Here is a 21,713-nt window from a genome sequence, read left to right as displayed (position 1 = left end):
ACGATGAAAAAAATGAAAGTCACTCAATTCAAATCGGGTGCCCATCGCCTCAAGAGCCACAAAGCATGCTTGAAAGGATTGGGTTTACGCCGTATTAATCATTCTGTTGTAGTAGAAGATACTCCTTCAACTCGTGGTATGGTCAATCGCGTTAACTACTTGGTAAAAGTGGAGGAAGCGTAATGGGTCTTAGATTAAATGAATTATCACCAGGTGTTGGCGCAAAGAAAACTGCCCAACGTCGTGGTCGTGGTATCGGTTCAGGCCTTGGTAAAACTGGTGGTCGTGGTGTAAAAGGTCAGAAATCTCGTTCAGGTTCTAGCATACGCTCAGGATTTGAAGGTGGTCAAATGCCTTTATATCGTCGTCTACCAAAATTTGGTTTTACCAGTAAAATGGCTATGACGACTGCTGAAGTTCGTCTGTCTGAACTGAGCCAAATTGAAGGCGATGTCGTTAGTATTGAAACTTTGAAAGCTGCTAACCTTATCCGTCGTGACATGAAGCGTGCGCGCGTTATGTTGTCAGGTGAAGTCACTAAAGCTTATACTTTTAAAGGTATCAAAGTGACTAAAGGCGCTAAGCAAGCAATCGAAGCTGCTGGTGGTAGCATCGAGGAGTAGTAACGTGTCAAAGCAATCAATGTCATCGACTGGTATACCGCTTAATCCTTTTGCCTTTATACGTAAGTATGATGAGCTATGGACGCGTTTGTTATTCTTAATCGGCGCATTGATTGTTTATCGTTTTGGGTCGCATATCCCGGTACCGGGTATCAATCCGGTTAACTTGGCTGATCTGTTTTCGCGCAACGAAAATACCATCCTGAGCATGTTTAATATGTTCTCAGGTGGTGCACTAGAGCGTATGTCCATCATGGCACTTGGTATTATGCCATATATCTCAGCATCGATTATTGTACAGATGATGTCTGCGGTATTGCCATCGCTTGAAGCTCTCAAAAAAGAGGGTGAAGCGGGACGGCGTAAGCTAAACAAGTATACTCGTCAAGGGACACTTGCATTAGCTCTAGTACAGTCATTAGGGATGTGTGCTGGCTTAATCAGTCAAAACCTTACTTTATCTTCTGGTCTGACTTTCTATATTCCAGCGGTTACTTCATTGGTAGCTGGTGCTATGTTCTTAATGTGGCTTGGTGAGCAGATTACAGAGCGCGGTGTAGGTAATGGTATCTCAATGCTCATTTTTGCGAGTATTGTGGCTGGTACGCCAGGTATGATTTCGCAGTCTATTGAACAGGTCAACCAAGGTCAAATGAACTTGATTGTCCTCTTTATCTTTGCACTGTTAGGTGTCGCGGTTACTGCGGGTATCGTCTATATTGAACGTGCTCAGCGCCGTGTTCCTGTCAATTATGCGCAAAAACAACAGCAAGGTCGCAAGATTTACGCTCAGCAGCAATCACATTTGCCGTTGAAGCTAAATATGGCAGGGGTTATTCCTGCTATTTTTGCTAGCTCATTGCTATTGTTTCCTGCAAGTTTAGGGCAGTGGGTTGGTCAATCGCCTGATCCTACCTTGACGCAAAAGATATTGCAAAATATGGCATTGGTGTTGTCTCCAGGACAGCCGCTGTATCTCGTTCTATTTGGTGCAATGATTATCTTTTTCTGTTACTTCTACACGGCATTGGTATTTAGTCCGCGCGAAGTTGCTGAAAACCTTAAACGTAGTGGTGCGTATATCCCAGGTATTCGCCCAGGACAACAAACTCAGCGTTACCTCGATCATGTATTAAACCGATTGACCTTTATTGGCGCGATGTATATGACGGTTATTTGTTTAATGCCAATGGTCGTGCAGTCATCGTTTGGTGTGCCGTTTCAACTTGGTGGTACGTCGTTACTGATTATGGTGGTTGTGGTAATGGACTTCATCTCGCAGATTCAAGCGCATTTGATGACCCATCAATATCATGATCAGACGTTAATTCAATCGCCCACTCAACCTTAAATGAGCGGTACGATATCTCAAAGGAGTATGCTATGAAAGTTCAAGCATCAGTTAAAAAGATTTGTGGTAGCTGTAAAGTTGTGCGCCGTAAAGGCCGTGTACATATCATTTGTACCGCAGAACCTCGCCACAAGCAACGCCAAGGTTAATAATTTAAGCAAGTCAGTTTTAAGTGATTGGCTTGCTTATTAAATTAATACTTGAAAAATGACGGCGGATGCGATATCATCCGCCACTTGCCGTAGTTTATGCAAAATCTTTTATGAAATGATCAATGAATAGATTGGTTTACCAACTCGAAGCAGCGATAATAATTATAAAAGCTTTAGTATTGACAGCAACAAATCTGAAAAATAACACTTTATTTTAATCAATAAGGGTATTTTTCTTTAATGGAGAGAAATCAATGGCTCGTATTGCCGGCGTAAACATTCCGGATAATAAGCATGCTGTTATTTCACTAACTTACATCTTTGGTGTAGGTCGTACCACTGCTCAGAAAATCTTAGAAGCAGTTGGCATTGCCCCTAGTACTAAAGTCAGTCAGTTAGATGATACACAGTTAGATGCTATCCGTGCACAAGTTGCAGAATACATGACTGAAGGTGATCTTCGTCGTGAAGTGTCAATGAATATCAAGCGCTTGGTTGATCTTGGTTGTTACCGTGGCATCCGCCATCGTCGTAACTTACCAGTTAGAGGTCAAAACACCAAGAACAACGCTCGTACTCGTAAGGGTCCGACACGCCCTCTCAAAAGATAATTAACTTAGGAAGCTAAAAGATGGCAAAAGACACTCGCAGTCGCAAAAAGGTGGCTCGTCGTTCAGTATCGGAGGGCATTGCCCATATCCATGCGTCTTTTAATAACACCATTGTTACGATTACCGATCGTCAAGGTAATGCATTGGCTTGGGCCACTTCAGGTGGACAAGGCTTCCGTGGTTCACGTAAATCTACACCATTTGCAGCTCAGGTTGCAGCTGAAGTCGCTGGTAAAGCGGCTCAAGAATATGGTGTTAAGAACATCGATGTTTTGGTCAAAGGACCAGGACCGGGTCGTGAGTCTGCGGTAAGAGCACTAGGTGCATTGGGTTATAAAGTTAACAGCATCTCTGATGTAACCCCAATCCCACACAATGGTTGCCGTGCGCCGAAAAAGCGCCGCGTCTAATATTAAAGACGAAGCTTTTTATAATAGAAGCTTATAGGAGACATAACAATGGCCCGTTATATTGGACCAAAACTCAAATTATCACGTCGTGAAGGCACTGACTTAGGTCTTAAGTCTGGTGTTAAACCATACGACGTAAAAACGAAAAAATCGGCTCGTCCACCTGGTCAACATGGTGTTAGCCGTAACAAAAGCTCAGAGTACTCTCTACAGTTACGTGAAAAACAAAAAGTTAAGCGTATCTACGGTGTATTAGAGCGTCAGTTTGCAAACTACTATAAAGAAGCTGCTCGTAAGCGTGGCGCTACTGGTGAAAACTTGTTAGCAATGCTTGAGAGCCGTCTTGATAACGTAGTATATCGTATGGGCTTTGGCTCTACGCGCGCTGAAGCACGTCAGTTAGTTAGCCATCGTACTGTTATGGTGAAAAAAGCTGGCCGTGATGAGTTTATTCGTGTGAATATTCCATCAATTCAGTTGCAAGATGGTGATGTCATCGCTATCCAAGAGAAGTCTCGCGAGCAATTACGTATTAAAAACGCAATTGAGCTGGCTACCCAACGTGGTATTCCAGAATGGCTAGATGTTGATCACAGCAAGCTACAGGGCACGTTCAAAAAAGCGCCTGATCGTATTGATCTACCTGCTGAAATCAACGAAAGCTTAATCGTTGAGCTATACTCTAAGTAAGTAACGTACTGCTCGATGCTGTTCACATGGCATTGAGCAATTGACGTTAATTAAATCAGTTTAATAAATCGAGGTGACATCATGATGCTAAATGCAACTGAGTTTCTAACGCCGAACGCCATCAACGTGGATACGGTTAATGAAACGATTGCGAAAGTCACGCTCGAACCGTTAGAACGCGGCTTTGGGCATACCTTGGGTAATGCCTTACGTCGCATCTTGTTATCTTCATTACCTGGTGCTGCAGTCATTGAAGCTGAGATTGATGGTGTTGACCATGAATACTCAACGCTTGAAGGACTACAAGAAGATGTGCTTGATTTGCTTTTGAACTTAAAAGGCTTAGCAATCACCCTTCATGACCAAAATGAAGTATTTCTGACCTTGGATAAACAAGGTCCAGGCACTATTACTGCTGCAGACATCACGTTACCGCACAATGTGGACATCATCAATCCAGAATTGGTATTGGGTACATTGAGTGACCGTGGTCATCTAAAGATGCGTTTGCGCGTAGTAATGGGTCGTGGATATGAGCCAGCAAACCAGCGCCGTGAAGATGGTGATACTAAAGCAATTGGACGCTTAAAACTTGATGCAAGTTTTAGTCCTGTGCTTCGTGTTGCTTATCAGGTTGAGAACGCACGTGTAGAACAACGTACCGATCTTGATCGTCTTATCATTGAGCTTGAAACAAATGGCACTATAGATCCAGAAGAAGCAATTCGTAAAGCAGCCACTATATTACAACAACAGATTTCTATCTTTGTTGACCTAGAAGCTGAAGAAGCGCCTGAGCCTGTGAAAGAAAAAGAAGAGGTTGATCCGGTGCTATTACGCCCTGTGGACGATCTTGAACTAACGGTTCGCTCAGCCAACTGCTTAAAAGCTGAAAACATTTACTATATCGGTGATTTGGTACAGCGTTCAGAGACTGAACTTCTAAAAACCCCAAATCTTGGTAAGAAATCATTGACAGAAATCAAAGACGTACTAGCGTCTAAAGATTTGGAGCTTGGTATGCGCCTAGATAACTGGCCACCAGCTGATTTACGTGTTGATGATCGCTTTTCTTATCGTAGCCGTTAAACTTTAAGGATTTTTGACTATGCGCCATCGTAAGAGTGGAGTCAAGCTGGGTCGTACCGGCAGTCATCGTAAGGCAATGTTTCAGAACATGACCAACTCATTATTTGAGCATGAACTGATCAAAACAACTTTACCAAAAGCAAAAGAGTTACGTCGCGTTGCTGAGCCATTGATCACTATGGCTAAAGAAGACAGCGTTGCTAACCGTCGCTTGGCATTTAGCCGTATGCGTAGCAAAGCTATGGTAGGCAAATTATTTGGTACTCTTGGTCCTCGTTACCAAGCTCGTCCAGGTGGTTATTTGCGTATCGTAAAATGTGGTTACCGTGATGGTGACAATGCGCCTATGGCTTATGTAGAATTGGTTGATCGCGACTAATTTTACAGTAACCAAAATATGTACATAAAAAAGCTCCAATTCAATTGGAGCTTTTTTTCGTTTAAATTTTTGTATGATCGTTAGGGAAGTGCATATTTAAACACTTACAGTATGTCTATATCTACAGCAATGAGCTTACATTAGCAGCACCTTGCCGAATGATTTCTGGCTGGCTACTAGTCATATCGACGATGGTCGTGAGTTTGGTGGTTTTAATGCCAGCATTAATGAGCCCATCTATCTGATTGCCTAATAATTCTTCGATCTCGAAAGGGTCATCTAATATATCATCACGATTCGGTAGTATTAATGAGCTGGTTAAAATAGGTTCATCCATCGCTTCTAATAAAGCTTGGGCAATAGCATTACTTGGAACACGAATACCAATGGTTTTTTTCTTTGCATGTGCCAGCTTCTTAGGGACATCTTTAGTGGCGTTTAAAATAAAGGTAATCGGTGCTGGCGTATGCGCTTTGAGCTGTTTAAATTGTACATTGTCTACTGCAGCGTAATTAGCAATCTCACTTAGATCACGGCAAAGTAGGGTGAATTGATGTTTATCATCAAGTGCGCGTATTTGTTTTAGTTTCTCCAAGGCATCTTTTGCCCCCAAGCGACAGCCGAAAGCGTAACTGGTATCAGTCGGATAAATAATCAATTGATCTTTACGTAATAAATCTGCTACTTGCTCAATCAGCCGTGGCTGCGGATTTTCTGGATGAATATAAAATACTTGCATAATAATTCCTTATTTTATAATTATTAGAATTTGATTGATGAACTTTGCTTTTTGTACTAAAGATTAAAATACGGCTTTATTAAGTAGTATAGCGTAAAGTAAATATAAGTTTATGGGCAAGGCGTTAACGTGAGTATAAAATCGTTAACAATAGCCAGTCTTGTAATGAGTTTTGATGACAATAATAAAAAATCTTACATTGTAGGTTTTAGCTAAGATACGGCGCAGATAGTGAGTAAAGCTTGTAGCAAGGTTTTAGCATCAGATGGTAAGGTATCTGGTTTAGTAATATATGCTTGAACTTGTTGATAAACATCTTGAGCAAAAGTACTACCACTGGTATCAAAATCTGCAAATAGATTGTCTTGTGATACTTGAAAAGGTCGTCCACAAGCTAAGGTAAACAAACACTCTATAGCTTGCGGCTTAACCTCAACACGTTCGAATGCCTGCTGCTGAGCCGCTGAGCGTCCGTCAGGTGCATACCAGTAGCCAAAGTCAGGTAGTTGTCTACGTCGTTCACCTGCCATACAAAAATGGCTTATTTCATGCAATGCACTAGAAAAAAATCCATGAGCAAACTCAATTCTTGCGGGTTGATTGCTCTGGGCAGGAAAGTATTCGGGCTCGCCAGTGCTACGAACCAAGATAACTTGTTTGCTGATAAATAAATGATTAAATAGATTAATAAGCCAATCGGTCAGTGCTTGCTCAATACTTTCAAACGATAATTCATTTTGTAAATTAAGATCGGTTAAACTGTTTTGAATAAATTCGCATACTTTGATAGGCTCAATGATGTCTTTAGCAGAATGAATCAAATAGTTATTAGCCAAATATTGCCACTGTAATGACAGTTTTTTTAATGAGGCATCTGCCTCAAGATTGATACTATGTTCAGTAGGATTCGTTTTCTGACTTTGCAATTCATTCAAACGGTGTAATAAATTTTTGGCATCAATAGTAGATAATAAATTGGAAAAATCAGGAGAAGCGGTAGGCGATATCATAAATAAAACTTTAACCAAGTAAAGGATGATAGAGCAGGATGTGCTATCTCTTTAGGTAAACAATGACAAGGAAGTTGCCAAAAAATATTAACATACTAGCGCTAGCGCAACAGGGCGCTTTCCGTTAGTATGGCAGGCAATATTATACACCGTTTTTGATCAATGAGGCCGCGTATGTCAAGCACCCAAGATAACAAGCCGTCAGCGCTCCATGCTAGTAAAGTACAAGTGCCTACGTCAACCAGCATGCCTGATAACATCTCTTTAAATAAGTGGGAAGACACTGGCTTTGAATGGGCAGGTGAAGAAGCTCCCAGCTCTTTTGAGCGTCTTGCGACTATTCTAGCTAGTGAACATGAACAATCAAATATTGTGGTAAATACCACTCTGTATCGTCGTAACAATGTACTGCATTTGGCTTTCACATTGACTGGTGAAGTCTGGCTGACTTGCCAGCGCTGTCTGCAACCGATTGCTATTGATTTGAGTGATGAGTATGATATTGCGCTTCTTGATAATGAAAGCCAAATACGCCTAGTTAATGAAGAGCAAGATTATTTATTGTTAGACGAAATTGTCACTGAGCAATCGCCAGAGCGACTATTACCATTCAAAAAATTGGTAGAAGATGAAATTTTGCTCAAAACGCCAATGGCGCCAAAGCATGATGACTGTGAAATGAGTGTCGAGCAGTTTGGTGAGATACCTGAAGAAGAAGAAACTGAAAATCCTTTTGCTGCTTTAGCATCTTTGAAAGGTAATTTATAACGCTATAAACGGCATTGATAAAAGATATGTTCTATTATATTTTTGCCAGCTTTATACAGAAGAGTGAAAAGCAGGGCTTTATTAATCCGTTAAACATGCGTATAATGTCCCGTTTATTGCATTCTAGCAATCTGCTACTGGCAGAGAGAAGCTAACCTTGCAGACTAACTATAGATTTTAGACGTAATCAACACTTTAATACGTGGCAATCTATTTAATTAATGATGCGTAAGACTTAGGTTGTTGTGATTATATAGCCTCTGTCAGTGTCGATTAAAGCTGAATTTCAAGCTTATCCCTTTTAAGTATAGGAGCTATATCATGGCCGTTCAAAAAAGTCGTAAAAGTCGTTCACGTCGTGACATGCGCCGTTCACATCATCGTATGGAAATCGCTGAAATAAGCGTTGATGCTACTACTGGTGAAAAACATCGTCGTCATCACATGACCAAAGATGGTTTTTATCGTGGTCGTCAGTTGTTTAAAGTAAGTCAAGACGCTTAATTTATTGTTATTTGATGGCTGCTAAAGATGATGGTTTTTATGACTGTCGATGTTCTTTATCAGGCTATTATTCAGCAATTGGTTTGAGCTAATGAAAGCCAAGTTATTTCGCTATCATATATTATGTGGCTAGATAACTTGGCTTTTTGCTATGGGTTTTTTAGTAATAGTATTAATTATTAGTTTTTAGTACTGTTTATTGACTGTTAGCTGTTGACGGCTGTTTTAACGCATCAGTTATGAAGAATTAGCTATTTTAGCTATCTAGTATAAGTCCCACCAAAGGATTTATCGAAGCGAGACAAACAATTAACTTTTTAGCAGCTTTGTTAATTACCGATGTCAGTGTATAGTTTCATAAGAGTATGCTGTCTTAAAGGACTAGTGACAGTAACGGCTCTATAAAATTAATATCCTATTATAGTCTTTAACTCTACGATTAGCCCCATTCACGCTAGGGGTGTTTCCAATCAAATAAGGAATATTGGTTATGGGCTCTGTACCCGATATGATAAAAAAACAACCTACCCGTATTGCAATACTGTTTCCTGGGCAAGGCTCACAAGTCGTCGGTATGACAAGCGAGCTTGCTGATACCTATCCTGAAATTCTTGAAACCTTTACTGAAGCAAGTGCGGCATTAGGCGAAGATTTGTGGGCAATCTGTCAAGATGAAGAAAAACTTAATCAAACGCAATATACACAGCCTGCCTTATTGACCGCTAGTATCGCTATTTGGCGCATCTTACAACAAAAAATAAAGGATAAGCCTTGTTACCTAGCTGGTCATTCCCTTGGCGAATATAGCGCCCTTTGCGCAGCTAACGTGCTGTCACTTGCTGATGCCGTGAAACTGGTACATAAGCGTGGTCAATTGATGCAAGACGCTGTAGTGGGTATTGATACGGCTATGGCAGCAGTACTAGGTTTGGAAGATCACCGAGTCGAAAATCTGTGTGAGCAAGCAACCGAGCATGTAGATGATGCGATTGTTGGCGCAGCAAATTTTAATAGCCCAGGGCAAGTTGTGGTTTCTGGTAATGCTGCAGGCGTTAATGCAGTCATTGATAAAGTACAAAATACGGGTAAAAAAGCCATTCCATTAAAGGTAAGTGTGCCGTCACATTGCGCTTTGATGGAGCCTGCTAGTAAAGCGTTGGCAGCAGAGCTTGCCGCCATTAAGTTTGATCAAGCAACGATTCCTGTGATTCAAAACCGTCATGCACGTGTTGAAACCAGTGCGGCAGGTATCAAAGAGGCGTTAACTGAACAATTAAGTCAGCCAGTATTGTGGTCAAAAACCATGCAAGAGCTGGCAGATAAACAAATTAATATTTTAATTGAGTGTGGTAGTGGTAACGTCTTGAGTAATTTAGCGAAGCGTCAAGCGCATCCAATTATGAGCTATCCGACTGACAAGCCCGCTCGTCTAGATAAATTGCTGGAGGTATTATCATGAGCCGTACGATCACATTAGTCACAGGCGCAAGCCGCGGTATCGGCAAAGCCGTCGCAAAACGCTTTGCTAAAGAAGGACATTTTGTCATTGGGACAGCCACCACCGAAAAAGGTGCTGCACAGATTGATGACTATCTAAACGATAGTGGCGGTATTGGTCGTGTTTTAGATGTACGCGATACTGCGCAGATTGACAAGCTGTTTGAAGAGATAGAAAGCGTCTATGGTGCTGTTCAAGTATTGGTAAATAATGCTGGTATCACTCAAGATGGCTTATTGATGCGTATGAAAGATGAAGATTGGGACAATGTGATAGATACCAATCTAACTTCTGTCTATCGTATGAGCAAACGTGCTATCCGCGGCATGATGAAAGCACGCCGTGGTCGTATTATCAATATTACCTCTGTGGTTGCTCAAATGGGCAATGCCGGTCAATCTAACTATGCGGCGACTAAAGCTGGCGTAGAGGGTTTTAGCCGTACGCTCGCGCGCGAAATTGGTTCACGTCAAGTAACCATTAACTGCGTCGCGCCAGGTTTGATTGAAACAGACATGACTGATGAGCTTGATGAGCGTTTATTGAACTCGATGTTAGATGCTGTACCTATCAGCCGTTTGGGTCAACCAGAAGATATCGCTGCTGCTGTACTGTTTTTAGCCAGTGACGAAGCCAGTTATATCACAGGTGCTGTTTTGCCGGTCAATGGCGGCATGTATATGTAGCAGTTTGCTGTCGGATTTTTCCTACATGCGATAGCAATTAGTGTTGAATCCCAAGTGTTACATACTTATAATAAAAAACTGTGTGAACGAGTGTAAACTATAATAAAGGGTGCTATAATGTCGAATACTTTTAAGTCAAAGCCATGTATGATAGCAAGGCTTTACTAGATATTAGTACAGAATGTATAACTTGTTATAGTACACTCAGATGGCTATATGGATCTGAAAATCCCATTTATATACAATGCTATAGTGGCTAACCACGTGATTATAGTAGTTTGTCAAAATAATAGATCAAAAAGGAGAAATCTACATGAGTAATGATACCGAGCAAAGAGTTAAAGCTGCCGTAGCTGAGCAACTAGGTATGAATGTTGAAGACATCAACAATGATGCTTCATTTATGGAAGACTTAGGCGCTGATTCACTGGATTTAGTTGAGTTGGTTATGTCATTTGAAAGCGATTTTGGCATCACGATTCCTGACGAAGATTCAGCAGAATTAACGACTGTTCAAAAAGCAATTGACTACGTACAAGCACAGCTATAATTAGCGACTTGCTCAATAGGTTCGATATGACCGCTTATCTTAATAGATAGGCGGTTTTTTTATGTTTGTCATTTCTCTTTATTGTTATTACACTTATAACAACTGATTTAATATTAGCGTTAACATTGGCTACGCCAAATCAACATTACTCAACATACTCTTACTGTTTATCGCTCATGCCTTTGCTTATACTCATAATGGTAAGCAAAAAAGGGTGATAACCGATATGCGTTATCATCGAAACAACAATTATGCATAATAATTAATAATATTTTAAGGAGAAGTTATATGGGTATGTTCAGTTTTGCAAAAGACATTGGTGATAAAATCTTTAATCGTGATGACGCCAAGCATGACGCTAAAGTAGAAACCAAAGCAGATGCTAATACAGCAGTAGAGAGTACTGAGCCTTCAGCGCAATCAGTAGCCAATATTTTACTTCGTCGTATTCAGCAGCAAAATCTAAATATTAGTGATTTAAAGATTAAGTATAATGGGTCAACCGATACTGCAGAAATTAGTGGTAAAGCTAAGACTCAAGCTGATCGTGAAAAAGCTATTATTGCCATCGGTAATGTACAAAACGTGGCTAAAGTCATTGATAATATCGATATTGAAGAGCAGTCACCTGAGTCGACTATGTACACTGTAAAATCTGGTGATAGTTTATCTAAAATTGCAAAAGATGTTTATGGTTCAACTGGTGATTATATGAAGATATTTGAAGCCAATAAGCCGATGTTATCTGATCCAGACAAGATTTATCCTGGTCAAGTACTACGTATTCCTAAATAGTTATCATTTTTTAAGTCATTATAAGTATCGAAACACTCATAGTATTTTGGACACTTAGAATATGGCTGAATAAAAACACCTCAAAATATGAGGTGTTTTTTTATGTATAAAATATAGAGTTAAAAATTAGGCTTCTAATTATTAATAAGTAAGATATCCAATTTATGACGTTGTTCGGCGATTGCCCAATCTATATGTTCGTCAAGCATAGTGTTATGTAGCCCCAGTTTCGCTTGTAATGCTTCGATGATTTCTTGATTACCAGTGGCATTGCCAAGACCGATAGCGATATTACGCAGAAAATTCACATAACCGGTGCGTCTAAGTGGGCTACCTTCGGTCTTTTTCATAAACTCTGCTTCTTGCCATTGCCACAATTCAAGCAAACTGCTGCTATCAAGGCGATGCCTTGGCGCAAAATCCTCTACGGGCGTCAAATTGGCATAACGGTTCCATGGGCAAATCAGCTGACAATCATCACAGCCAAAGATACGATTACCAATAGCGCGGCGGTATTTTTCATCAATAATACCGTCATGTTCAATCGTAAGATAAGAGATGCAAGCTGACGCATTAAGCTCATAAGGCGCGACAATGGCCTGAGTGGGGCAAATATCAATACAGGCACTGCAACTGCCGCAATGCTCTTTAACTGGCTCATCGTCAGGTAGTTCAAGGCTCATAAACAGCTCTCCGAGCACAAAGAACGAGCCGGCTTGTTTATTGATGAGTAATGTATGCTTGCCTGTCCAGCCAAGACCCGCAGCATCAGCAATCGGTCGCTCAAAGATAGGAGCTGAGTCACTAAAAGGTCTAAAAATAAAATCTGTGTCAGCGCCAATATCTAGATGTCGCCATTCAGGAAGCATTGCCTCGATTTTTAACGCCAGCTGCTTAAGGCGACTGCGCATGGTTTTATGATAGTCGCGCCCTCTTGCATAGCGAGCAATGATACCTTGGTTAGGATAATCATTGTCAGTCACAGTACGTGGTGTTGGGGTTTGAGTGAGATAATCCATACGTACACTGATAATAGTTTTTGCGCCTTCTACCAGTTGCTCAGGGTGCGCACGAAGATGATGATTGCTGTGCATAAACTGTAATTGCGCTTCATAGCCTTTGGCCAACCACTGCTTTAACTGTTCAGTCTGCTTAACAAACAGAGGGTGATGTACTGATAAAAAGCCGCAATCTGCAAACCCTAACGATTGCGCTGTCTCTTTAATCCAGCATTTAATATCTGCTGTAGTAGTAAAATCATGCGTATCATTGATAGCAATCTTTTTAGCAGAGACGCTAGTAGGTAATGATGGCATCTGCGTTTGAGAGTTTGTTTGAGATTTATTGCTCATATCTGACGATCAATGATAATGTGAATATGGATATGATAAGCCAGTGAGCGAAGAGCGCAAGTATCAAAGTGAATAAATCCGTATAAATATAGATTTATATGGATTAAACATAATTAATTGACATTAAAGTTAATAGCAGCAAATACATACATCAATTTTGGTTTGTATCAATAATAAATTATGAACTCAGCCAAATTTTATAAGAATAATCGAGGATTAATTATGCCAACGTTAAATGAATTGTCATCGAAAACTACCATTTCTACCATGCCTATCGCGCTATATAGCAGCAAGCAGCTCTATGCGATGGAACAAGCATGGTTTGCACAAGGCAATAACAGCTTTGCTCTAATGCAACAAGCGGCTTGGCAAATGGTGAAGCATATTGAGATACTTTATGAAGAAAAATGTTTGAATGAGCAATTAGCAAAGCAGGGCATTGCCTCTCGTCCTGTTAATCGTCCGTGCCGTGTCAGTGTTTGGGTCGGAAAAGGTAATAATGGTGGCGATGGGTGGCTTGTTGCGTATTATTTACAGCAGAGAGGCTGGCAAGTACAAGTCATTACGGTTGGCTTTGAGAAACAAGATTTTGTTATAAAGGATAATGTAGAAACTTTTGCTGGAGACAATAAAAACCCAATTGCTGATGCGACAAAGGCGTTACAGCTGGCACTATCTGCTGATTGTAAATATCGATGTTTTGGAAATAGCGATGATAGAAGCATGAGCGCTTTGCCGGCGGATGTTTATATCGATGCGATATTTGGTATTGGGTTCAATCGTGCAGCGAGCGATATTTATCAGCAAGCAATTTGCGCTTTCAACGAAGCAGCAGAGCATGCTAAAGCATTGGTCATCGCGGTTGATATCCCAAGTGGCTTGGTTGCCTCTACTGGTCAGGTGTTTGAGAGTGTTGCGATAGCCGCAGATGTGACCTTATGTCTGATGGCACGTAAATTTGGTCTGCATACCAAAGACGGGCTCGATTATAGCGGCACCGTGATTGATATACCGCTGATACCCCATCTAGCAAATGATAACACGCTTATTCCTATCGCTACCCTTATTAATTCGTCTTATCGATTAAAGCCACGGAGACAAAACAGCCATAAAGGCAGCTATGGTCATGTATTAATCATTGGCGGCAATCGTATTGATAACTCACAAGGCATGGGCGGAGCAGCCATATTATCGGCATCGAGCGCGATGGCGACGGGCAGTGGTAAAATAACAGTTGCCTGCCATAAGGCTTACCATGGGGCGTTATTAACCTCGCTACCAGATGCAATGAGCATGGATTTGCATGATACCCAAGGAGTAAAAAGCCTAATTAAAGAGTCCAGTGTGATTGCTATTGGTATGGGTCTGGGGCGTGATGAAAAAGCAAAATTGCTATTTACTGAATATCTGCAGGCTGCGGTAGCTGAAGGTAAGCCTATAATCATTGATGCCGATGGTCTTTATCATTTGGCTTCATTGCATCGGGAAAACCATATGCTTATAGCCGAGCTAAAAACACATAGTAAAAATTATCAAGTGTGTTTAACGCCACATAGTGGGGAAGCTGCTAGATTATTAAATAAAACAGTAGCTGAGATAGAAAATGATAGATTGGCTGCAATAACAGAGGGTGCAGCAATTTATGGCGGTGATTGGGTGTTAAAGGGAGCAGGGTCGTTAATTCTGGAGCAGCAATCAGCGCAAGCGCAGGTTTATGTGTGCGGTGTGGGCAATGCTGGCATGGCGACCGCTGGTATGGGTGATGTACTTGCAGGTGTCATTACTGGGCTATGGGCACAGGATGATTTAAAACATGAACTACGCAGTTTGCACCAAGCAGTCATTATCCATGGATTAGCAGGCGATGTTTTAGTCAACCAGACGAACAGTAACGATGATAATTTATTATTGGTAGGGCAGCGAGGTCTGCAAGCTCAAGATATGTCAGCAGCTATCCGTCATGTGATGCATCTCATAACAGATAGCCTTTAACGATTTAATGTCACCTCAGCTAAATGTGTTTAAACACCAAATTGAAGATTAGCCACAATACTGGGTAATGGCTTGTTGAACACGTTCACGCTTAAGCTCAATCTCACGACCATCTAGATATTGACGTTTGCCATTGGCATCCATCTCATAAATACGTCCGCCCACATTTAGATTGGTTAAATTATTGCGTAACGATTGACAACGCTGGGCATTCGCTTGGGCTTCTTGCTCTTTGATACGTGCTTCTAATTGGGCAACGCGCTGTTCTTCTGCGCTTTGCGGCGCACTTTGATTGGCTTCGGTTTTACCTGCCAGCTGTCCAGCATTGCTCTGTCTACCGTCACTACGAAACTCGATAACTTCGATATTCCTACCATTTTGCGGCGCATATTGGCTGTACTTGACTTCGCCATGTGCGCCAATAGATTTGTATACCTGAATGGCATGAGTGGCGCTAATTGGTAGCATGAACATACACGCAGTGCTGACACTGATAAGTAGTTTGGTAGCAGTGCTTATCGTAGACGCTTGTGCCATAGTAACAGCCCTCTTAATGGGTAAAAAATACAGCTATCGTTCAGTTAAGCATAAGGGTTAATAGAATCGATAACAATATAAATACATAATGGCTTGATTCTAGCAAATAATACTTATGAATGTACATTGTTTAATAACCAATAGTTGGGGATAGGGTTTAGAAGTTTTTCTTGACAATAGCTCACAAACCATCGAATATAATAGCAGTTGATTGGTCAGTGAGCGGCTTTTATGATATTGCCGTGGCACTTGAAAATAAGGACTACGGGTTGCTTATCGGTAGCTTGCTTAGCCTTATTATCTTTGTGACAATGATATAAAATAAATAGCGCTTGTAATAATGCTATTCAAATCTATATTTATTGTCTCCGGACTTATCTGTCTACAATGACTAAGATAAACTTATTATTACTGTGTCTCGTAAGATTTTGCTGTTGTAAAAATAGAATGTCATGTGTGTTTTTAACATCTCCTCATCAAACAGGTTATAAGATTTCGTAATCATATAACATGATATAAGCTATAAAATATAAGCTTTGAGATTTGTTCTATCATTCTGTATCCGTCTATTTGTCATTAGCGCAACCTTGTATGCACTACAAATAATAAGCTTCTTTTATAGATGCACTCGCATCTTGTCACTGTATATCGATAAAATCCTGTCGCAAAGCTGACCTTAAATATATTGCTATGTTTGAGTAGTATGCTGTCTTATAACACAGCGTAACTTAGATGTAGCGGGCACAATTCTTGCCACAAAAAAAGGTGACGACAGTGACGCAAACCACGCAAAGTCCGAATATGACTGGACATACCCAAACGGGTCATGCTGCCAAGAATTTCCCTGAAAAGCAGCAACGCCTTGCCGAAGGAAGCAATGAGCCTGTCATGCTATCTGGCGCTGAGATGTTGGTGCAAGCACTAACGGATGAGGGCGTCAAATACATTTTTGGTTATCCAGGCGGTGCGGTCCTTCATATCTATGACGCCTTATTTCAACAAGACAATGTTGAGCATATTCTGGTACGTCATGAACAAGCCGCAGGTCACATGGCAGATGCTTATTCACGAGTAACTGGCAACACGGGTGTGGTGCTAGCGACTTCAGGTCCTGGTGCGACCAATACAGTGACAGCTATTGCCACTGCTTTTATGGATTCTGTACCGATGGTGATCATCGCAGGTCAGGTGCCTAGCAGTCTGATCGGTGAAGATGCTTTCCAAGAAACCGATATGATTGGTGTGTCACGCCCAATCGTGAAGCATAGCTTTCAAGTGCGCCATGCTAGCGAAATTCCAATGATTGTCAAAAAAGCCTTTTATATTGCCCAGTCTGGACGTCCAGGTCCTGTTGTCATCGATGTGCCAAAAGACATGACTGCGCCTAGCGAAAAATTTGCTTATGAATATCCAAAAGAGGTATTTATACGCTCATATCAGCCGTCATTAAAAGGTCATAGTGGTCAAATCAAAAAGGCGGTTGAAACCTTACTTGCGGCTAAGCGCCCGATTATCTACTCTGGTGGCGGTGTAGTTTTAGGTAATGCCTATAAAGAGTTAACGGCGCTTGCCCATCGTTTAAACCTACCAGTCACCAATACCTTAATGGGTTTGGGTGCTTTCCCTGGCTCTGATGAGCAGTTCTTGGGTATGCTTGGTATGCATGGCACTTATGAAGCCAATATGACCATGCATCATTCTGACGTTATATTGGCAGTTGGGGCACGCTTTGATGATCGCGTGACCAATAACGTCAAAAAATTCTGTCCAAATGCGACTATTATTCATATTGATATTGACCCAACGTCTATCTCAAAAACGATCTTTGCTCATATTCCTATCGTTGGCGATGTGAAATCAGTGCTTACTGACATGATAGACATTATTGGCGAAGATAAAGAGTTAGACCAACCCGCGTTATTGGATTGGTGGTCACAGATTAATGAGTGGCGCAAGCGTCATGGTTTGCGCTATGACACCAGTACCGATAATGGTATTAAGCCACAAGCGGTCGTTCAAGCTTTAGATAAAGTGACTAATAGTAATGCGATTATCACGAGTGACGTTGGTCAACATCAGATGTTTGCCGCGCTTTACTATACCTATAATGAGCCACGTCAATGGCTGAACTCAGGTGGTCTTGGTACTATGGGCGTTGGCTTGCCGTATGCGATGGCAGCCAAACTTGCTAATCCTGAGCGTGATGTGGTTTGTATTACCGGCGAAGGCTCTATTCAGATGAATATCCAAGAGCTGTCTACCTGTTTGCAGTATGATTTGCCAGTTAAAATCCTAAACTTGAATAATGCACAGTTGGGTATGGTAAAACAGTGGCAAGACATGCTATATGAAGGTCGTCACGCACACTCTTACATGAATTCTTTACCAGACTTTGTCAAGCTTGCTGAAAGCTATGGTCACGTCGGTATCAAGATTACTGACCCTGCGACCATGGAAGCACAATTGGCTGAAGCCATGGCAATAAAAGACAGGTTGGTATTTATCGATGTTTACGTCGATCGTAATGAGCATGTATATCCGATGCAAATTGCTGGGCAAACGATGCGTGATATGTGGTTAACAAAAGGGGAGCGTACCTAATGCAACAACAACATCTGATTTCGGTATTGATGGAAAACGAAGCGGGTTCGTTGTCGCGTTTAGTCGGCTTGTTCTCACAACGTGGCTACAATATCGAAACACTAAACGTCGCGCCTACTGATGATCCAAGTATTTCACGTCTGACAGTAACGACAATCACGTCACCTGAAAAAATAGAACAAATCACCAAGCAATTGCATAAATTGATCGAAGTGGTTAAAGTGCTTAATCTCTCAGATACCGTACACGTCGAACGTGAGTTGATGCTAATCAAAGTACGCGCGACGGGTGGTGTACGTGAAGAGATCAAACGCAGTGCCGATATTTTTCGTGCACAGATCGTTGACGTCAATGCCAACTTATATACGATTCAAATCGTCGGCGATAAAGCTAAGCTCGATGGTTTTATTGATGTTATTGGTCGCGAACGTATCATGGAAGTAGTGCGTTCAGGCGTCATTGGTATTGCTCGTGGTGACAAAACGCTAAGCCTATAATCAGCGTTTATGATCTTCAAAATACAGTATTTCAAACTTATTTATTCAACATCAACATAGCGCTTATCTCACCAATCACTTCGATAAGGTGACTATAATTTAAGTGTTTATTTATCCATGGTACGCCATGATTTAGGAAAAGGACTCTGTTTATGAACGTTTATTATGATAAAGATTGTGATCTATCAATCGTCCAAGGTAAAAAAGTTGCCATTATTGGTTATGGTTCACAAGGTCATGCGCACGCGCTTAACCTACAAGATTCAAACGTCGATGTGACCGTTGGTCTACGTGCAGACTCAGGCTCATGGAAGAAAGCAGAAAATGCTGGCTTAAAAGTTGCTGAAGTAGAAGAAGCAGTAAAAGCTGCTGACATCATCATGATTTTGACGCCTGATGAATTCCAAAAAGAGCTTTATAACGATGTGATCGAGCCAAATATCAAGCAGGGCGCGACACTGGCCTTTGCTCATGGTTTTGCGATTCATTATAACCAAGTTATACCACGTAGCGATCTTGACGTCATCATGGTGGCACCAAAAGCACCAGGTCATACCGTTCGTTCAGAATTCGCCAAAGGCGGTGGTATCCCAGATCTTATCGCTATCTATCAAGATGCGTCAGGTCAAGCCAAGCAATTAGCACTATCTTATGCTGCTGGTGTTGGTGGTGGACGTTCAGGTATTATCGAAACGACCTTTAAAGATGAAACTGAAACTGACCTATTTGGTGAGCAAGCGGTTCTTTGTGGTGGCGCAGTAGAGCTAGTAAAAATGGGTTTTGAGACCTTAACTGAAGCGGGCTATGCACCAGAAATGGCTTACTTTGAGTGCTTACATGAGCTAAAGCTTATTGTCGACTTGATGTATGAAGGCGGTATCGCTGACATGAACTACTCAATCAGTAATAACGCTGAATATGGCGAATATGTGACTGGTCCTGAAGTGATCAATGAGCAATCACGTGAAGCCATGCGTAATGCGCTAAAACGCATTCAATCTGGCGAATATGCAAAAATGTTCATCAGTGAAGGCGCAACCAACTATCCATCAATGACTGCTCGTCGTCGTAACAATGCAGAGCATCAAATCGAAATCACGGGCGCTAAGCTACGTGGTATGATGCCTTGGATCGGCGGCAACAAAATCATCGATAAAGACAAAAACTAATTTGATATTGAGTAATTAGTAAAAAAAATAGTCTAAAAAAGCCCATGTTATCAGTGATAGCATGGGCTTTTTATTTTTAGTAGGCGATGTTTTATAAAATATTTTTATCATCGCCAGTCTGTGTTGGTTGAAAATCTGACTTCGCTGCCTAATATAGGCAAGCATTATCATATCTATTAACGGCTTACTCGGTTAAATAGGTATCTCTATTTTTATCCTTGTTATTTTTATTCTTGCAATATAAATGCCAAGGATTCTTTTATTCTATAGATTATAGGTTGTCTGTTGTGCAAATATCTTATCCTGATTGGCTAACACCGCAATTCATATACATTACTCTGAGCGCTGTCGTTGCCGTTTTGATTTGGGTCGAAGGGGAGATGCTCAAAAAAACCGGCGGCAAACTACCCAACTCTAAGTTCTTTCAAATCAGCTCAATTCTAGATACCTCATGGTTTTTCATCTCAGTAGTGATGCTATATACGATTGATTTGACACCACTAGCCGTTGCTGTACCAGCGGCTTACGGTCTTTATACGACCTTTGGCTGGATCTATGGCGCACGTTTATTGAAGCGTAAAGGCATTCCTGACTCTCCGAAAGACTTGGTCATACCTGCTAAATATATCGCTTATAGTCAGTCATTTTCGCTGATATTTTTTGCGCTATGTTTATTGGTATTGAGCTCACCGTGGTTGCCGATTGCTGTATAGTTTGCTTTTAATAAAGTAGCAAATATAATTCCTATCACTGGGATTTGTCGAAAGCGATATCTAAGTCCATAGTAAATCTCGAAAGGTAAATGGTAAAAAAACATTCTATATCAAAGTATTAAGTCTCAATTAATTAATAGTAATAATTATTTAAAATTGACTTAAATGGGTTACAAAAATCATCAATTTAAGCTGTTGCGCTTAAAAAAAGCTGTTATAATCAGCTTGTACTCAAAGGATTTCGGGTAAAAATATTAAGATCTCTATTAGAGGTTTCAATGATTTCATCCACGCATTCTGCAAGAAAAACTTAGGTATATATCAATTAATCGGTGATGACACACGTCTCGCCAACAGTTAAAGAGTTAGGAAAATTTATGTCAGATAAAGTTGAAGGCACTGTAAAGTGGTTTAATGAAGCTAAAGGTTTTGGTTTTATCGCGCAAGACAACGGCGGACAAGACGTATTCGCTCACTACAGCGCTATCCAAGGCGGTGGTTTCAAAACTCTAGCCGAAGGCCAAAAAGTGTCTTTCATCTTAGGTGATGGCAAGAAAGGCCCACAAGCTGAGCAAATCGAAGCTATCTAATCTCATTTGACATTGAGTAAGCTGTTCTTCAGCGCGCTTAATGACAGTAAGATTATCAATATGCATTGATGCCTTTGTTTGTTAAAACAATAAAAATACTGTTTAGACTTTAAAAAAGAGCAACCTCTGATCAGGTTGCTTTTTTTATGATCTTTTTTTGATTTAATTCTTATAATAACGAGACGGTATTGGTTTATATCAACGGTTATAAATAACTTAGATAGCTTGTAGAAATCAGAAAATAATAAGAATAACAATAAGAAAATGGTGTGACTAGGCGCTTATAAACTGTTTATTGTAGAATGGTGACAAATTTATGACGCATTATTCACGGCGTTGTCTTGACCTTAGGGCTGAGCTCACGCAAGATACATAGGTCTGATAATAACGGTTGGCTTAGCTTTGGC

At 40.9% G+C, this 21,713-nt stretch carries 25 protein-coding genes; 21 read left to right on the top strand and 4 right to left on the bottom strand.

The features are described from left to right. The first annotated feature begins 3 nt into the window (after positions 1-3). From rpmD to rplQ, 9 genes are all read left to right on the top strand, one after another. A complete protein-coding gene (gene rpmD, locus FQ083_RS11165) occupies positions 4-183 on the top strand; it encodes a 50S ribosomal protein L30 (protein WP_011512861.1) in 180 nt (59 codons plus the stop codon). Continuing rightward, positions 183-623, top strand: a complete 441-nt coding sequence (gene rplO, locus FQ083_RS11160; protein WP_011512862.1) for a 50S ribosomal protein L15 — start codon at positions 183-185, stop codon at positions 621-623. Before rpmD ends, rplO begins: the two co-directional genes overlap by 1 nt. Positions 624-642: 19 nt before the next feature. Next, positions 643-1,974, top strand: coding sequence for a preprotein translocase subunit SecY (gene secY / locus FQ083_RS11155; RefSeq protein WP_011512863.1), 1,332 nt, complete (start codon positions 643-645; stop codon positions 1,972-1,974). Positions 1,975-2,006: 32 nt separating this feature from the next. Next, positions 2,007-2,123 carry a 50S ribosomal protein L36 gene (rpmJ, locus tag FQ083_RS11150; RefSeq protein WP_010196721.1) on the top strand — a complete coding sequence of 39 codons (117 nt, stop codon included), beginning with the start codon at positions 2,007-2,009 and terminating at the stop codon, positions 2,121-2,123. 257 nt (positions 2,124-2,380) lie between these two features. Next, the gene (gene rpsM / locus FQ083_RS11145) at positions 2,381-2,737 is read left to right on the top strand and encodes a 30S ribosomal protein S13 (RefSeq protein WP_011512864.1); all 357 of its coding nucleotides are present in this window, start codon (positions 2,381-2,383) and stop codon (positions 2,735-2,737) included. A gap of 20 nt (positions 2,738-2,757) precedes the next feature. After that, positions 2,758-3,147 (top strand): 30S ribosomal protein S11, encoded by a 390-nt coding sequence (gene rpsK / locus FQ083_RS11140; protein WP_010196728.1) that lies wholly within the window; start codon positions 2,758-2,760, stop codon positions 3,145-3,147. A gap of 48 nt (positions 3,148-3,195) precedes the next feature. After that, on the top strand, positions 3,196-3,837 hold the full coding sequence (gene rpsD / locus FQ083_RS11135; RefSeq protein WP_011512865.1) for a 30S ribosomal protein S4: 642 nt from the start codon (positions 3,196-3,198) through the stop codon (positions 3,835-3,837). An 81-nt stretch (positions 3,838-3,918) separates the two neighbouring features. Then, positions 3,919-4,926, top strand: a complete 1,008-nt coding sequence (locus FQ083_RS11130; RefSeq protein ID WP_011279808.1) for a DNA-directed RNA polymerase subunit alpha — start codon at positions 3,919-3,921, stop codon at positions 4,924-4,926. Positions 4,927-4,945: 19 nt separating this feature from the next. Next, on the top strand, positions 4,946-5,305 hold the full coding sequence (gene rplQ, locus FQ083_RS11125; RefSeq protein ID WP_011279809.1) for a 50S ribosomal protein L17: 360 nt from the start codon (positions 4,946-4,948) through the stop codon (positions 5,303-5,305). A gap of 121 nt (positions 5,306-5,426) precedes the next feature. On the opposite strand, the gene FQ083_RS11120 is transcribed toward rplQ, so the two are convergent. Further along, positions 5,427-6,044 (bottom strand): L-threonylcarbamoyladenylate synthase, encoded by a 618-nt coding sequence (locus FQ083_RS11120; RefSeq protein ID WP_149409903.1) that lies wholly within the window; start codon positions 6,042-6,044, stop codon positions 5,427-5,429. 212 nt (positions 6,045-6,256) lie between these two features. Then, positions 6,257-7,054: an elongation factor P hydroxylase gene (locus tag FQ083_RS12960; protein ID WP_149409902.1), complete on the bottom strand. Its 798-nt coding sequence runs from the start codon at positions 7,052-7,054 to the stop codon at positions 6,257-6,259. Between the two features lie 174 nt (positions 7,055-7,228). On the opposite strand from FQ083_RS12960, the gene FQ083_RS11110 reads away from it, so the two are divergent. The 6 genes from FQ083_RS11110 to lysM all read left to right on the top strand — a co-directional run bounded on the left by FQ083_RS11110 (position 7,229) and on the right by lysM (position 11,855). Next, positions 7,229-7,822 (top strand): YceD family protein, encoded by a 594-nt coding sequence (locus FQ083_RS11110; protein WP_149409901.1) that lies wholly within the window; start codon positions 7,229-7,231, stop codon positions 7,820-7,822. A 321-nt stretch (positions 7,823-8,143) separates the two neighbouring features. After that, positions 8,144-8,326 (top strand): 50S ribosomal protein L32, encoded by a 183-nt coding sequence (gene rpmF / locus FQ083_RS11105; RefSeq protein WP_011512869.1) that lies wholly within the window; start codon positions 8,144-8,146, stop codon positions 8,324-8,326. A gap of 490 nt (positions 8,327-8,816) precedes the next feature. Continuing rightward, positions 8,817-9,785: an ACP S-malonyltransferase gene (fabD, locus tag FQ083_RS11100; RefSeq protein WP_149409900.1), complete on the top strand. Its 969-nt coding sequence runs from the start codon at positions 8,817-8,819 to the stop codon at positions 9,783-9,785. Beyond that, positions 9,776-10,510, top strand: coding sequence for a 3-oxoacyl-ACP reductase FabG (gene fabG, locus FQ083_RS11095; RefSeq protein WP_226939375.1), 735 nt, complete (start codon positions 9,776-9,778; stop codon positions 10,508-10,510). Before fabD ends, fabG begins: the two co-directional genes overlap by 10 nt. A 313-nt stretch (positions 10,511-10,823) precedes the next feature. Further along, a complete protein-coding gene (acpP, locus tag FQ083_RS11090) occupies positions 10,824-11,060 on the top strand; it encodes an acyl carrier protein (protein ID WP_011279816.1) in 237 nt (78 codons plus the stop codon). Between the two features lie 288 nt (positions 11,061-11,348). Continuing rightward, positions 11,349-11,855 (top strand): peptidoglycan-binding protein LysM, encoded by a 507-nt coding sequence (gene lysM, locus FQ083_RS11085; protein WP_149409899.1) that lies wholly within the window; start codon positions 11,349-11,351, stop codon positions 11,853-11,855. Between the two features lie 134 nt (positions 11,856-11,989). Here the strand turns inward: lysM and queG are convergent, their stop codons facing one another. Beyond that, positions 11,990-13,207 carry a tRNA epoxyqueuosine(34) reductase QueG gene (gene queG, locus FQ083_RS11080; RefSeq protein WP_149409898.1) on the bottom strand — a complete coding sequence of 406 codons (1,218 nt, stop codon included), beginning with the start codon at positions 13,205-13,207 and terminating at the stop codon, positions 11,990-11,992. 222 nt (positions 13,208-13,429) lie between these two features. Between queG and FQ083_RS11075 the strand changes: the two genes are divergently transcribed. Next, positions 13,430-15,199, top strand: a complete 1,770-nt coding sequence (locus FQ083_RS11075; RefSeq protein ID WP_149409897.1) for an NAD(P)H-hydrate dehydratase — start codon at positions 13,430-13,432, stop codon at positions 15,197-15,199. A 48-nt stretch (positions 15,200-15,247) separates the two neighbouring features. Here the strand turns inward: FQ083_RS11075 and FQ083_RS11070 are convergent, their stop codons facing one another. Then, complete coding sequence (locus tag FQ083_RS11070; protein ID WP_149409896.1) at positions 15,248-15,736, bottom strand: DUF4124 domain-containing protein; 489 nt, start codon at positions 15,734-15,736, stop codon at positions 15,248-15,250. 888 nt (positions 15,737-16,624) lie between these two features. Here FQ083_RS11070 and FQ083_RS11065 point away from each other — a divergent pair. From FQ083_RS11065 to FQ083_RS11045, 5 genes are all read left to right on the top strand, one after another. Then, the gene (locus tag FQ083_RS11065; RefSeq protein WP_011512876.1) at positions 16,625-18,337 is read left to right on the top strand and encodes an acetolactate synthase 3 large subunit; all 1,713 of its coding nucleotides are present in this window, start codon (positions 16,625-16,627) and stop codon (positions 18,335-18,337) included. Beyond that, positions 18,337-18,834 (top strand): acetolactate synthase small subunit, encoded by a 498-nt coding sequence (gene ilvN, locus FQ083_RS11060; RefSeq protein WP_011512877.1) that lies wholly within the window; start codon positions 18,337-18,339, stop codon positions 18,832-18,834. The genes FQ083_RS11065 and ilvN overlap by 1 nt, the downstream gene beginning before the upstream one ends. A gap of 152 nt (positions 18,835-18,986) precedes the next feature. Next, the gene (ilvC, locus tag FQ083_RS11055) at positions 18,987-20,003 is read left to right on the top strand and encodes a ketol-acid reductoisomerase (RefSeq protein ID WP_011279823.1); all 1,017 of its coding nucleotides are present in this window, start codon (positions 18,987-18,989) and stop codon (positions 20,001-20,003) included. Between the two features lie 287 nt (positions 20,004-20,290). Continuing rightward, a complete protein-coding gene (locus FQ083_RS11050; protein ID WP_149409895.1) occupies positions 20,291-20,716 on the top strand; it encodes a hypothetical protein in 426 nt (141 codons plus the stop codon). Between the two features lie 377 nt (positions 20,717-21,093). Next, on the top strand, positions 21,094-21,306 hold the full coding sequence (locus tag FQ083_RS11045; RefSeq protein ID WP_010196799.1) for a cold-shock protein: 213 nt from the start codon (positions 21,094-21,096) through the stop codon (positions 21,304-21,306). Positions 21,307-21,713: the final 407 nt, after the last annotated feature.

It is taken from the genome of Psychrobacter sp. ANT_H59 (assembly GCF_008369225.1).
Classification (GTDB): Bacteria; Pseudomonadota; Gammaproteobacteria; order Pseudomonadales; family Moraxellaceae; genus Psychrobacter; species Psychrobacter cryohalolentis.
This window is presented reverse-complemented; position numbering and strand designations above follow the sequence as displayed.